Raw genomic sequence first — 14,061 nt, 5'->3', positions numbered from 1 at the left:
CTGCGTCGTTGCATGCATTAGTACACGTTTTGAGTGATAGTTGTGCCTCGCTCTCGCTCGGCACAACCTACGGGTTACATGCGTTTGATGCCGAGGCGCCGCAGGATGCCCTTCTCGATCACCACCGCGAAGAAGGCGAAGACCGAGAGCCCCAGAATCAGCCCCCAGGCGGCGAGATCTAAGCCGCTGGTATGGAAAACGGCATGCATTGGCGGGGCATAGGTGAAGAGCAGCTGCAGCCCAATCAGGACGAGACTAGCCCAGAAGGCGACCGGATTCCCGTACAGGGTGTGGCGCGCCATGGTGGGTGCGGTGAATCGACGCACGTTGAACAGATACACCAGCTCCCCGAAGACCAGCATGTTCACCGCCGCGGTGCGGGCGACCTCCAGGCTTTGGCCACGCATCAGCTCCCATTCGTAGACCCCGAAGGTCAGGGCGATCATCAGCAAACTGACGAAGATGATGCGGGTGAGCATCACTCGGGTGATCAGCGGCTCTTTCGGCGGTCGCGGCGGACGGCGCATCACGCCTTCCTCCGCCGGCTCGAAGGCAAGCGCCAACGCCAGCGTGACGGCGGTCACCATGTTGACCCAGAGGATCTGGCTGGCGGTGATCGGCAAGGCCACGCCGGCGAGCACCGCGACCAGGATGATGCCGGCCTGCGCCCCGTTGGTCGGCAGGATGAAGACCAGCGATTTCTTGATGTTGTCGAACTCAGCTCCGCGTCGCTTAGACGCTCCACCACGTCGCCGGTGAGCGCCTTCTCGCCGGACAGACCGAGCTCGCGACCGATGACCGCGGCCGTCTCGGCGTGGTCGCCCGTGATCATCTTCACGCGGATTCCGGCGGTCCGACACTCCGCCACCGCAGCGATCGCCTCGGGTCGCGGCGGGTCGATCATGCCGGCGAGACCGAGCAGGGTGAAGCCGGGTTGGATGTCGTCGATGTCGAGCGCCGTCGTCCCCGCGGGGACCTCGCGACGCGCCAAGGCCAAGACACGCTGACCCGATCGCGCCGCTTCCAGGATCCCCTCGCCCCAGACTTCCGGATCCATAGGGCGGCCAGCAGCATCCTGGGCACACAGCCCCAGAACTCGTTCGGGCGCACCCTTGAGCAGGACGAAGGCATGACCGGAATGATCGTGATGCAGGGTCGCCATGAAACGATGCTCCGACTCGAAGGGGATCTCGTCGATGCGCGGGTGCTCGGCGTTCTCGGCGACCGGGTCAAGACCCGCCTTGAGCGCCAAGGCCATGAGCGCACCTTCGGTCGGATCGCCGACCAGGGTCCAATCGCCCGAATCCTCGCGATTCAGGTGGGCGTCGTTGCAGAGGAGCGCGCAACGCGCCAGGCTCAGCAGCCCCTCGTCGCGACGAGGGATCGAGGGATCTGCCGTCCTGCTCGAAGCCGCCGTCGGGGGCATACCCCGCGCCGCTCACCTGGATCTCGCGATCCGGCAGCACCAAACGAACCGCCGTCATCTCGTTCTTGGTCAGGGTGCCGGTCTTGTCCGAGCAGATCACGGTGACCGACCCCAAGGTTTCCACTGCAGGCAGGCGCCGCACGATCGCCCTCTCGAGGGCCATGATGCGGGTGCCGATCGCGAGCGTGATGGTCACGATGGCGGGAAGCCCCTCGGGGATGGCCGCGACCGCAAGGCCCACGACGGCGAGAAAGACATCCGCCGGGGGCATGGCGACGATCCAGTGGCCGTACGCGTAGGTGAGTGCGCCGATTGCCGTCTCGCAGCACCGTCGCCTTGCTCGCCAGCATGGCGCGGACCGCTTCGAGCGCCTGCTCGGCCTTACCCTCCTGAACGAACCCGATGAGCGCGTTGATGATGACCACGCCCAGGATGACCGCGGCATCGGCGTAGTAGTCCAGGAGGAAGGTCACGACGGATGCGACCAGGAGGACGTAGATCAGAGGATTGTGAAACTGCAGCAGGAGCCGCACGAGCGGCCCGCGGCGCTTGGGCTCGGGCAGACGATTGGGGCCATACTCGGCAAGCCGCCGCTCGGCCTCCTCGAACGTTAGACCTCGCGACTCGTTGGTCTCGAGTCGGCCGACGACCGCCGCTGCCGACTCCGCATGCCAGCGCTCGGCGGGCGGCTTGTTCGGTGTGTCGAGATCATCCGTCATTGTGACTCCTTCCGCAGCCGGGTTTCGACCGACGACGGTGATGGTTCGCGCAAACACGCTTCGATTTTAGGAGGGGGACGGAACAATGGGGCAATCGGTGGGGAGATTGGTTCCGATCGTCCCCGGGTAACCCCGGGGACGATTCAACGTTCAGTCAAGCAACTCGACGGGAGGACATCGTTGTTGTCGTTGTCGATTACGATTACGATTACGACAACGACAACGATTACGTTCCCTGATGAAAATCACGGCACGCGCAAGAGCGCAAGACTACAATCAAGAGTCGTTGCGACCTGACCTCAGGGACGTCGCCGGGTCGTCTTGGATCCCGTCGGGTCGATCGGGGCCGTCATGCTGAACCGGCCGGGACATCCGCGACCCGGCCGCGAAGGAGCCATAGGAATCCGTCATGTCGAAGGTGATCGAAGCCGAGCAGCCGCAGGGCGAGCAGGGGCGTTCGGGGCAGTTCCACGGCTATGTGGTGGCCATCGGCGCGTCGGCTGGCGGGCTCGATGCCTTGGAGCGTTTTTTTCAGTCCTTGCCGACCGATCTGGGCGCGGCTTACGTGGTGATCCAGCATCTCTCGCCGGATCACAAGAGCATGATGGCCAATCTGCTTGGCCGCCACACCGCAATGCCAGTCGTGACGGTCGAGCACGATATGCGCATCGAGCCCGACCGGGTCCATCTGATCCCGCCGGCCAGCATGATGAGCGTCTCGGGCGACGCCCTGCGCCTGACCCCGAAGAACCCGCGCGGACTCACCCTACCGATCGACCTCTTCTTCACCTCCGTGGCCAGGGAGTTCGGCAAACATGCCATCGGCGTGGTCCTCTCCGGCACCGGATCCGACGGCACACGCGGCGCCGTCGCCATCAACGACGCCGGAGGTCTGCTGCTCGCCCAGGAGCCGGAGTCGGCCAAGTTCGACGGCATGCCGCGCAGCGCGATCGCCACCGGCCTCGTCGATGCCATTCTTCCGCCGGACGAGCTGGGTCCGCGCATCGTCGAGCACATTCATCAGATCCCTCGAGCCAAGGTCCAGCCCGAAGGGCGCGCCTTGGGCATCGACAAGGACGACGCCTTCGAGGAGACGATGCATCTGTTGCAGCACCAAGGCGGGATCAACTTCCGAGAATACAAACCGGCGACCGTGATGCGCCGAATCGAGCGGCGGATGCAGGTTCGTCATACCCCGGATCTGGCCAGCTATGTCCGGCTGCTCGACAACGATCGGGGTGAGCTGGCGGTCCTGCGCCGCGAGATGTTGATCCCGGTGACCAGCTTCTTCCGCGACCCGGAGACCTTCGACATCCTGGCCGAGACGGTGGTGAAGACCATCGTCGCCGAACGCGGCGAGAACCAGCCGATACGGGCCTGGGTGGCGGGCGCATCCACCGGCGAAGAGGCTTACAGCCTGGCGATCCTGTTCGCCGAGGCCTTCGACCGCGCGCGGCGTTGGCCGAACTTCAAGCTCTTCGCGACCGACGTGGAGCAGCAGAATGTCGAGGTCGGCGGCGCAGGGGTCTTCTCCGAGGCGATCACGGCGGAGCTCTCCCCGGAACGGCTCGAGCGCTTCTTTTACAAGCGCGGCAACCATTTCGTCGTCAAGAACGAGATCCGCCAGAGCATCGTCTTCGCCAAGCACAATCTGCTCGAGGATCCACCCTTCACGCGGATGGACCTGGTCTCGTGTCGCAACCTCTTGATCTATTTCCGCACTCAGGCTCAAGAGCGGGCGCTGCGCCGCATCCAGTACGCGTTGGCACCGGGCGGATTCCTCTTCCTGGGTCCGAGCGAGACCTTGGCCGAGCTTCAGTCGGACTTCACCGCCGTCAGCTCCAAGCACAAGATCTATCGGATCCTGCGCCATGTGTCGCTGCCGCTGGATCTGGCGAACACCCCGCTCGCCGCGCGCGCGACCGGCTTGCCCGGACGGCGTCCCGGGCGGCACGGTCATCAGCTCGCCAGCGATGCCGCCGTCATCGATGCCGGACAATCCATGCTGCTGCGCGGTTATGCGCCGGCCAGTCTCTTGCTCAGCAATCGCTTCGAGCTGCTCCACGTCTTCGGCGAGGTCGGGGACTATCTGCGTATCACCGAGGGCAATGCGACCCTGGATGTCGCCAAGCTGCTTGCGGCCCCGCTTGCTCCGGTCGCCCAAGCGCTGCTGCATAAGGCAGCGCGCAGTGCCACGCCGTTACGCTCCGATATCTTGACCCTCGGGCTCGCGAACGGCGTCTCGCGCCGGCTGCGCTTGGTGGTGCGGCCGTTCGACGTGATTCAGGGCGAGTCGCATCTGCTGCTGTCCTTTGAACCCGAGCCCGAGCCCAAGCCCGATCAGGTCCCGGCACCGGGCGAGCCGCGCGCCACCACGACCGGTATGGAAACCATCAATGTCGACCGCGAAACGATCCAGCGCATGGAGACGCTCGAGCGCGAGCTGAACGCGACCCGCGAGAGCCTGCAGGCGACGATCGAGGAGCTGGAGACCGCCAACGAGGAGCTGCAGGCGACCAACGAGGAGTTGATGGCCTCCAACGAGGAGCTGCAAAGCTCCAACGAGGAGCTTCAATCGGTCAACGAGGAGCTTTACACGGTCAACGCCGAGAATCAGGAGAAGATCGAGATCCTCAATCGGCTCAATGCCGATCTCGACAGCATGGCCAAGGCCGCCGCCATCGCCACCGTCTTCGTCGATTCGTCGCTGCGCCTGACCCGCTTCACGCCCGAGGCGACCAGTCTGTTCAAGATCCGCAACGGGGATCTCGGGCGGCCCATCGACGATTTTGCGAACCTGCTGCAGTATCCGAGCTTCATCGACGAGCTGCATCGCACCGTCGACAGCGGCGAGATGCTCCAGCGCGAGATCCACGCGGCCAACGGGCGCGTCTATCTCGAGCGCGTCCTGCCCTACGCGGTGCGCCCGGGCGACGCGCGCGGCGCGGTGGCGACCTTCGTCGACATCACCACGCTCTACGATGTCGAGCGCATGCAGGCGGTGCTGGACTCGCTGCCGGAGCATGTCGCCGTGCTCGATTCGAACGGCGTCATCACACTCGTGAATCGCGCCTGGCGCGAGTTCGCCGCCGCCAACGGCGACCCCGACCTGAAGGTCTCGGGCGTCGGATCGAACTATCTCTCCGCCTGCGATGCAAGCTCGGGCGACGACAGCCCCGGGGGACGGACCGCACTGGAGGGCATCCGCGCGGTCCTCGAGGGGCAGCGCGACGCGTTTGCTATGGACTACCCCTGTCACTCTCCCCTGGAACGACGCTGGTTCTCCATGCATGTCGCACCGATCCACCACCCGGGCGGCGGCGTGATCGTCAGCCACATCAATGTCAGTCAATGGTCCGAAGGCGGCAGCGAGGGCTAGCGGGGTGTCGACTGCAGACGATCAGCCGCTCACCGATCCCGGTAACCCGTTCGAGGTTCCCGACGAAGAGCTGCGCACGCGCGCGCTTCTCGCGCTGCGGCAGGGCCGCTTCGATCTGGCCGAAAAACTCCTTGTCGGCAAGGACGTCGACCAAGCCGCCTTGGTCGAAAGCCTCCGCATCTATCAGGCCGAGCTGGAGATCCAGAACGAGGAGCTTCAGCGCAGCTACCATCAGACCCAGGGCGCCTTAAGTCGCTTCATGGCCTTCTTCAACAGCCTGCCCATACCCGAGCTCGTCGTCGACGGACAGGGGCTCGTCAAGGAGGCCAACGAAGAGGCACGGCGTCTCTTCGGGTTGCGCGACACCGCCTTTCATCAGTACTTCTTCGTCCGGCTGATCGACGAGCCCGACCGAGGACCGGCCATTCACGCGCTCGCGCATCTGCGCCCGGACGAGCCGGTCGATCTACGCGAGGTGCGGTTTCGGACTAAGCACAACGAGATCTTCATCGGCGATCTCCACATGGTCGCGCTGCCGACCGAGGACGATGAAGGGCGTCGCGTCCTCTGTGCCGTCGTCGATCGCACCGAGGCCGTCCTGCAACGCGAGGCTTTGCGCGAGAGTCGCGAGCGCTATCGCGTCATCGCCGAATTCAGCTCGGACTGGGAATACTGGATCGGGCCGGACGGGCAGTATCGCTATGTTTCGCCTGCCTGTACCCGCCTCAGCGGCTATCCCTCGGCGGCATTCGTCGCCGATGCAGACCTCTTCCGTCGCCTGCTTCATCCGGACGATCGCCACCTCTGGGAAAACCACCTCCGGGCCCATCTCGGCGACGATTCGACCGATATCACGCCGCTTGAGCTGCGGATCCGCCACCTCGATGGCCGTGAGCATTGGATCGAGCATTCCTGCACCCCCGTCTCCGGCGAATCGGGAGATTTTCTGGGGCGCCGAGGCGTGAACCGCGACATCACCGAGCTGAAGCGCTCGCGTGAGCAACTGCACTTTCTCGCCCAGCACGACGCCCTCACGGGATTACCCAACCGGAGTCTGTTCCGCCAGCGCTTGGCGGAGGTGATCCCCCGCACGATCCGACGCGGCGGCGAGACGGCGCTCCTCTTCCTGGACTTGGACCGGTTCAAGATCGTCAACGATACCCTCGGACACTCGGTCGGCGACCTCTTGCTCAAACAGGTCGCCGTGCGCTTGACGCAAGCCGTGCGGGCGAGCGATACCCTCGCCCGCTTGGGGGGCGACGAGTTCGTCGTCATCTCCGAGGACGTCCAGGAGCCAAACGATGCAGCGATCCTGGCAAGACGCCTGCTCGACCTCTTCGCGACACCCTTCGAGGTCGAGGGTCGCGAGCTCTTCCTCAGCTTGAGTATCGGCATCGGCATTTATCCGCTCGACGGAATCGATGCCGACACCCTGATCCGACACGCCGATATCGCCATGTACCGCGCCAAGGCGGCCGGCCGCAACGGCTTCAGATTCTTCGATCCGGAGATGTCGGAAGGGGCCGCGGAGCGCCTGCGCCTGGAGCAGGAGCTGCGAAGCGCGCTCCCGCGCGACGAGCTGATGCTCGAATATCAACCCCAGGTGGGCCTGCCCGACGGCGAGCTGTGCGGCATCGAGGTCCTATGCCGCTGGAACCATCCGAGGCTGGGCCTCTTGTCTCCTGCCCAATTTCTCCCGTTGGCGAACGAGATCGGGCTGATCGATCAACTGGATCTCTGGGTCCTCGAGCACGCCTGTGCACAGGTGGCCGCCTGGGACCGGGGTGGATTTTCGGTACCCCGACTCGCCGTCAATCTCTCCGTGCACAGGATTCAGGGCGACGACGTGCCGGAGCAGATCGAATCGATCCTGGCGCGAACGGGTCTCGACCCGCGGCGTTTGGAGCTGGAGCTGACCGAGGCATCGATCATGGCGCGCCCCGAGCGCACGATCGTCAATCTGGAGCAGCTCAGCGGACTCGGCATCGGTCTGGCGGTGGACGACTTCGGTACCGGCTGCTCGTCCCTGGCCTGCATCAAGCACCTCGGGATTCGACGCCTGAAGATCGACGGCTCCTTCATCGCGCGGCTGATGACCGGCAGCGACGATGAAGCCATCGTGCAAGCCGTCATCGGTCTGGCACGCAGTCTTGGTCTGGCGGTCCTCGCCGAAGGCGTCGAAACAGCCGCGCAAGCCGAGCTTCTGATTCGCGAGGGCTGCAACGAGGCGCAGGGCTATTTCTTCGGCAAAGCAGTTGGACCCGCGGAGCTTGCATCGCGCTATGGCTCGGGAAAAACCGAATGACGTGTCAGAAATCAGTTGGGCACCGAACCGAATCGTTGTCGTTGTCGTTGCCACAATCGAGAAGGACAACGACAACCGTGGCAAAGGTATTCTCTCGTCGAGTTGCCTTACTTATTCTTGATCCGTTCCCAATCTAGGCGGGCCGACGACCTTATGTTATACCCGTCGCCGAAGCCATCGGGCTTTCGACAGCATCGACACAAGAGACAGGGGACGATGGGATGAGCGAGAACATCAATCTGGTGCAGCGCCGGCGCGCGCAGCTTCAGAATGCGGTCGGCGACATGGGAAAGCTGGTCATCGACGCCTTGAACCAATCCGTGATCTGCCTGAGCCAACACGACCTCGAGCTGGCCGAGCGCATCATCGAAGGGGACACGCACATCAATCAGCAACGGCGCCTGCTCGAGCAGGAATGCCTGGTGACGCTGGCCGCCTACAAGCCGGCCGGTGCGGATCTGCGGGCCATCGGCGCCTGCATGGAGCTGGTCTCGGAGCTCGAGCGCATCGGGGATTATGCCGCGGATGTCGCACGTATCTTGTGCAGGGCCGGGGAAACGCGGTTCCCGGGCGAATCGGTCGAGGCCATTGTCGAGGTCGCCGCGGATGCGATCGCCATGCTCGGCGAGACGCTGGACGCCTTCACCTGCGGAAGCGACGAGCGGGGCGCACGCGCGAGCGTCGCGCGCGAGGATCAGGTCGACCGCAACGAGCAAGCGGTGATCGAGCGGGTGTTGACGATGATGCGTGCCGATCCGGATTTCGCCACGACCGGGACCTATTTGCTGTGGATCGTCCACAACTACGAGCGGGTTGCCGATCGGGCAACCAATGTCGCCGAACGCGCCGTTTATGTCGCCTGCGGGGAGACACCCGAGCTGGGCTAGAGTAGCACCGCAGATGTGTCGAGTCGGGTCGTTGTCGTTGTCGTTGTCGTAATCGACCATCGAGACGACAACGACAACGACAACGACAACGAAAATGGTCCCGGTATCTCTGCACCGCTGCACGAGTACCCCGTTTCACCTGATATTGCATGCTCAGAGCCCCCCAAAGGATTCATGGCAAGGCACGGACCGCGGGGAATAACCTGCATCGGGGGGACGCCCGAAGTCGCGACCGGCATCCGGCGCCAGCTGTCGGATTCACTTGATCGGGATCGTCATCGCATCCTTGCCGTTGCGTTTGAGCAGACCACGAACCTTGTCGAGGGCAGCCTGATCCGCATAGGGACCGGTGCGGACACGATGAAAGGTCTCGCCGCTCGGGATGGTCGCCACCTCCACCCGACTGGAGATCCCGAGGAGCGCAAGCTCTGCCTTCATTCGCTCGGCATCGCTCGCACGCTTGAAGGATCCGACCTGAACCAGGAAGCCCTTGCCTGTCGTCGAGATCGGCACTGCAGGGGCCGTGACCGCCGCGGGCCGCACCGTCTCGACCGCCGTTTGCGGCTCGGGACGCGGGGCGGCGGGCGGGGGGGGCGGCGGGGGCGCAATATCGACCTCGGTATCACGCAGTAGGTTGGGAAACTCGAAGCTCGGCGGCGCCGCCGCCGGCCGCTCCACCTTGGCCGGCAAGGCCGCCGGCGGTGTCTGCATGGCGTCCGGGTTCTGGGTCCAATAGAGACCGACCCCGAAGGCGCCCAGCATGCCGCCGAGCAGGAACGACCAGAGACAGGAAGAACCCTGTTTGCCGCGCCGCGGCGTCGCCCGCGCGAGGCCGGCCCGCCGATAATCCTTGCTCATCTCACATGGCCTCCGGGGCAGAGACACCGAGCAGACCCAACCCGTTGCGCAACACCTCGCGCACCGCCAGGATCAGCTTGATGCGTGCATCGCGCAGGGCCACGTCCGCGACCAGGAACTGGTGGGCGTTGTAGTAGGTGTGAAGCTCGTTCGCCAGCTCGCGCAGATAATGGGTCAGCAGATGCGGCTCGGCCTTGAGCGCAGCGGTCTCGACCACCTCCGGGTAGCGCGCCAGGGTGCGTTGCAGCGCCAGCTCATGCGACTCGGTCAGTCGCTCCAGATTCTCGACACCCGGACTCGGCTCCACCGGCATCCCCTTCTCCGCGGCCTGCCGCAACACGCTGCATACCCTCGCGTGGGCGTACTGGACGTAGTAGACCGGGTTGTCGGAGGACTCGGACTTGGCCAGATCCAGGTCGAAATCCAGATGCTGCTCGCAGCGGCGCATGACGTAGAAGAAGCGCGCGGCATCGCGCCCGACCTCCTTGCGCAACTGGCGCAGGGTGACGAACTCGCCCGAGCGGGTCGACATTTGCGCCTTCTCGCCGCCGCGATAGAGGATCGCGAACTGCACCAGGAGCACCTCGAGCCGCTCGACGTCGTCGCCCATCGCCTGGAGCGCGGCCTTCACCCGCGGCACATAGCCGTGGTGGTCCGCGCCCCAAATATCGATGACGCGCTCGAAGCCGCGCTCGAGCTTGTCCATGTGATAGGCGATATCGGAGGCGAAATAGGTGCTCTGTCCGTTTTCGCGCACCACCACCCGATCCTTCTCGTCGCCGAAGGCGCTGGAGCGAAACCAGAGTGCGCCGTTGCGCTCGTAGACATGACCGGCTTCGCGCAGGCGCTCGATCGCCCGGGTAACGGCGCCGCTCTCGGCGAGCGTACGCTCCGAGTACCACTCCTGATACTCGACACCGAACCCCGCAAGGTCATCGCGGATGTCGTCGAGGATGACGTTCAGCCCCAGCTCGAAGACATAGCGGTAGCGGTTGTCGCCCAACAGATGCTTAGCCGCGGCGATGACCCCGTCGATATGGGCCTCCTTGTCGCCGCCGTCCTGTCCGTCGGGCAGCGCATCGGGCGGCAGGCCAGCAAAGACCGTGTCGGCTTCCACCCGATAGACGTCGCCGTGCTCGCGATGCAGCGTCGCGGCGATATCCCACACGTAGTCGCCTTTGTAGCCGTTGCTCGGAAAGGTCAGCTCCTCGCCGCACAGCTCGAGATATCTCAGCCAAACCGAGCTGGCGAGAATGTCCATCTGTCGCCCGGCGTCGTTGACGTAATACTCGCGGTGGACGTCGAAGCCGACCGCCGCGAGCAGGTCGGCGACGACTGCGCCGTAGGCGGCCCCGCGGCCGTGTCCGACATGGAGAGGTCCGGTCGGATTGGCCGAGACGAACTCCACCTGCACGCGCCGCCCGGCACCGATTCGGCTGAGCCCGAAGGCGGGGCCCGCACTCAGGATCTCGGGGACAAGCCGTCGATAGACGTCCTCGGCGAGAAAGAAGTTGATGAAGCCGGGCCCGGCGATCTCCACACGCGCGATCAGCGTGGAGGCGGGCAAGGCATCCACCAGGTGTTGCGCGACCTCGCGCGGCTTGGCCCCGAGACGCTTGGCGAGCACCAACGCGACGTTGGTGGCAAAGTCGCCGTGAGAGGTGTCCTTGGTCCGGTCCACTTGGGGCTCGGGCAATCCGCCGGCGTCGCCCGTCTGGGCCTCGACGAGACTGGCGAGGGCCGTGCGGATCAGATCGGTAATGGCCTGTTTCATAGGGGCTTCATTGGAATTTCAATCGGGTCTGCAGGCAAAAAAGCCTGCAAGGCAAGTCGCGCACCGCAAGGGGACACGTCGTCGGGACGATAGAATAACCGAATCCGACCCTCTGAGGTGTCGCCGGGCGCACATGGACACCCCCGACGATGCGAGAACCGGAGCGCATCAGGCTTAAACCGCGTCCAGAGCGAGATGCTGATTTTCGCGTGAGCTCGACGTTTGGTGCATCCACAGCCATTAGCGGGGACGCGGTTTAAAATAATATATTTTTTAATATCTTAAACCGCGCCAGCTCCAGCGGTCGTCAAGTCTGCCGGGGCCGATCCCATCCAAAGACATCGCATACCGCACCGGGCGCGGTTTAAAACAGAAAGTACCGCTGAGCGAGTGGCAGCACCCCGGCAGGCTCACAGGTCAGAAGCTGTCCGTCCGCCCGGACCTGGTAGGTCTGCGGATCCACCTCGATGGTCGGCTGATAGTCGTTGTGGATCATGTTGCACTTGCGCACCAGCCGACTGTCGCGGGTGATCCCGACCAGACGCTTGAGATCCAGCCGCTGCGGCTCGCCGGCCTCCAAGGCCCATTGCGAGAGGAACGTCATGCAGGTGGCGCTCAAGGCACCGCCGAATGCACCGAACATGGGTCGATAATGGACCGGCTGCGGTGTCGGGATGGAGGCGTTGGGGTCGCCCATCGCGGCCGCTGCGATCAGCCCGCCCTTGATGATGAGACTGGGTTTGGCCCCGAAGAAGGCGGGCCGCCAGAGCACCAGGTCCGCGAGCTTGCCGACCTCCACCGAGCCGACCTCATGCGCGATGCCGTGGGTGATCGCCGGGTTGATGGTGTACTTGGCGATGTAGCGTTTGGCCCGGAAGTTGTCGTGCTCGGCCGGATCGCCGGGGAGCGAGCCGCGCTGGACCTTCATCTTGTGGGCGGTTTGCCAGGTGCGGCAGATGACCTCGCCGACCCGACCCATCGCCTGGGAGTCCGAGGCGATCATCGAGAAGGCGCCAAGATCATGCAGGATGTCCTCGGCCGCAATGGTCTCCCGGCGGATGCGCGACTCGGCAAAGGCGACGTCTTCCGGAATCGACGGGGACAGGTGATGGCAGACCATCAGCATGTCCAGATGCTCGTCGACCGTGTTGACCGTATAGGGTCGGGTCGGGTTGGTCGAGGACGGCAGCACGTTCGGCAGGCCGGCGGCCTTGATGATGTCCGGGGCATGACCGCCGCCCGCACCCTCGGTGTGATAGGTGTGGATGCAGCGGTCCTTGAAGGCGGCGATGGTGTCCTCGACGAAGCCGGACTCGTTGAGTGTGTCGGTGTGGATCGCGACCTGCACGTCCATCTTCTCGGCAACCCCCAGACAGCAGTCGATCGCGGCCGGTGTCGTGCCCCAATCCTCGTGCAGTTTGAGACCCATGGCGCCGGCGCGGACCTGCTCCTCCAGGGCATTCGGCAGACTGCCGTTGCCTTTGCCGAGGAACCCCAGATTGACCGGAAACGCTTCGGCGGCCTGGAGCATGCGGCGGATGTTCCAGGGTCCTGGCGTGCAGGTGGTTGCATTGGTGCCGGTCGCCGGCCCGGTACCGCCGCCCAGCATGGTGGTGACGCCGGACATCAGCGCCTCTTCGATCTGCTGAGGGCAGATGAAGTGGATATGCGCGTCGACTCCCCCGGCGGTGATGATCTGCCCCTCGCCGGCAATGACCTCGGTGCCCGGCCCGATCAGGATATCCACGCCGGCCTGGGTGTCTGGATTGCCGGCCTTGCCGATCCCGGCGATGCGCCCCCTCTTGATGCCGATATCGGCCTTCACAATGCCCCAGTGATCCAGGATCAGGGCATTGGTGATGACCAGATCCACCACCTCGTCGGCCTGGCGCTGGCACTGGCCCATGCCGTCGCGGATGACCTTGCCGCCGCCGAACGTCACCTCGTCGCCGTACCGGGTGCGATCCTCCTCGACCTGGATGAAGAGCTCGGTGTCGCCCAGACGCACCCGATCCCCGACGGTCGGGCCGTACATGGAGGCATATGCAGCCCTGCTGATCTTGGTCATGATTGATCTCCGTCGAGCGCACCCATCACTTTGGCGTTGAAGCCGTAGACGACCCGGTCGCCAGCATAGGGCACCAGGGTCACGGTGCGGGACTGACCGGGCTCGAAGCGCACGGCCGTACCGGCGGGGATGTCGAGCCGCCGACCTCGGGTCTCCTCCCGATCGAAGGCGAGTGCGGTGTTGGTCTCGTAGAAGTGATAGTGCGAGCCGACCTGGATCGGACGGTCGCCTGTGTTGGCGACCTTGATGGTCAATCCGGGCCGGCCGGCGTTCAATTCGATGTCGCCCGGAACCGTGATGATCTCACCTGGAATCATGGGCCTACTCCTGCACTAAACCGCGCCCGGTGCGGTATGCGTCGTTTGTTGGATTGGCTTGGCCGCGCCAGCTCCGACAACTGTCGGAGCTGGCGCGGTTTAGGACATAACACCCGAACAACTGATGAACCGCGTCCGGGCGTAGGTTGTGCCGAGCCGTGCGAGGCACAACCAACCCTCGGCGGATGTTGTGCTTCCTATCGTCAGCACAACCTACGGGTATGGAATTCTGCGGACATCGCCTAAAATCCAGAAGTACATCCGCCGCGTCAGGCAGGGCGCTCGTGGGTCGATTCAAGGTTGATCCCGAACGCGGACAAGCCATGCC

7 protein-coding genes and 1 pseudogene are annotated in these 14,061 nt (G+C 64.5%); 3 read left to right on the top strand and 5 right to left on the bottom strand.

Features of this window, described 5'->3' with window-relative positions; genetic code table 11:
• Window positions 1-74: 74 nt before the first annotated feature.
• Window positions 75-2,145, bottom strand: a pseudogene (locus AADX97_RS11310) (HAD-IC family P-type ATPase).
• A gap of 409 nt (window positions 2,146-2,554) precedes the next feature.
• Between AADX97_RS11310 and AADX97_RS11305 the strand changes: the two are divergent.
• The 3 genes from AADX97_RS11305 to phoU all read left to right on the top strand — a co-directional run bounded on the left by AADX97_RS11305 (window position 2,555) and on the right by phoU (window position 8,716).
• Window positions 2,555-5,524, top strand: a complete 2,970-nt coding sequence (locus tag AADX97_RS11305) for a chemotaxis protein CheB (protein ID WP_374234355.1) — start codon at window positions 2,555-2,557, stop codon at window positions 5,522-5,524.
• 4 nt (window positions 5,525-5,528) lie between these two features.
• Window positions 5,529-7,829, top strand: coding sequence for an EAL domain-containing protein (locus AADX97_RS11300; protein ID WP_374234354.1), 2,301 nt, complete (start codon window positions 5,529-5,531; stop codon window positions 7,827-7,829).
• 221 nt (window positions 7,830-8,050) lie between these two features.
• Window positions 8,051-8,716: a phosphate signaling complex protein PhoU gene (gene phoU / locus AADX97_RS11295; RefSeq protein ID WP_374234353.1), complete on the top strand. Its 666-nt coding sequence runs from the start codon at window positions 8,051-8,053 to the stop codon at window positions 8,714-8,716.
• A gap of 258 nt (window positions 8,717-8,974) precedes the next feature.
• Here phoU and AADX97_RS11290 read toward each other — a convergent pair whose 3' ends face one another.
• The 4 genes from AADX97_RS11290 to AADX97_RS11275 form a co-directional block, all read right to left on the bottom strand.
• Complete coding sequence (locus tag AADX97_RS11290) at window positions 8,975-9,574, bottom strand: SPOR domain-containing protein (RefSeq protein ID WP_374234352.1); 600 nt, start codon at window positions 9,572-9,574, stop codon at window positions 8,975-8,977.
• Window position 9,575: 1 nt separating this feature from the next.
• Complete coding sequence (gene argS, locus AADX97_RS11285; protein ID WP_374234351.1) at window positions 9,576-11,348, bottom strand: arginine--tRNA ligase; 1,773 nt, start codon at window positions 11,346-11,348, stop codon at window positions 9,576-9,578.
• Window positions 11,349-11,712: 364 nt separating this feature from the next.
• Complete coding sequence (gene ureC, locus AADX97_RS11280) at window positions 11,713-13,416, bottom strand: urease subunit alpha (RefSeq protein WP_374234350.1); 1,704 nt, start codon at window positions 13,414-13,416, stop codon at window positions 11,713-11,715.
• Window positions 13,413-13,733 (bottom strand): urease subunit beta, encoded by a 321-nt coding sequence (locus AADX97_RS11275; RefSeq protein WP_374234349.1) that lies wholly within the window; start codon window positions 13,731-13,733, stop codon window positions 13,413-13,415. Before AADX97_RS11275 ends, ureC begins: the two co-directional genes overlap by 4 nt.
• Between the last annotated feature and the right edge of the window lie 328 nt (window positions 13,734-14,061).

It is taken from the genome of Thiocapsa sp. C2-2m (genome assembly GCF_041903745.1).
Lineage (GTDB): Bacteria > Pseudomonadota > Gammaproteobacteria > Chromatiales > Chromatiaceae > Thiocapsa > Thiocapsa roseilacustris.
The sequence above is the reverse complement of the archived record's forward strand: the minus strand, read 5'-3'. Positions and strand labels throughout refer to the sequence as shown.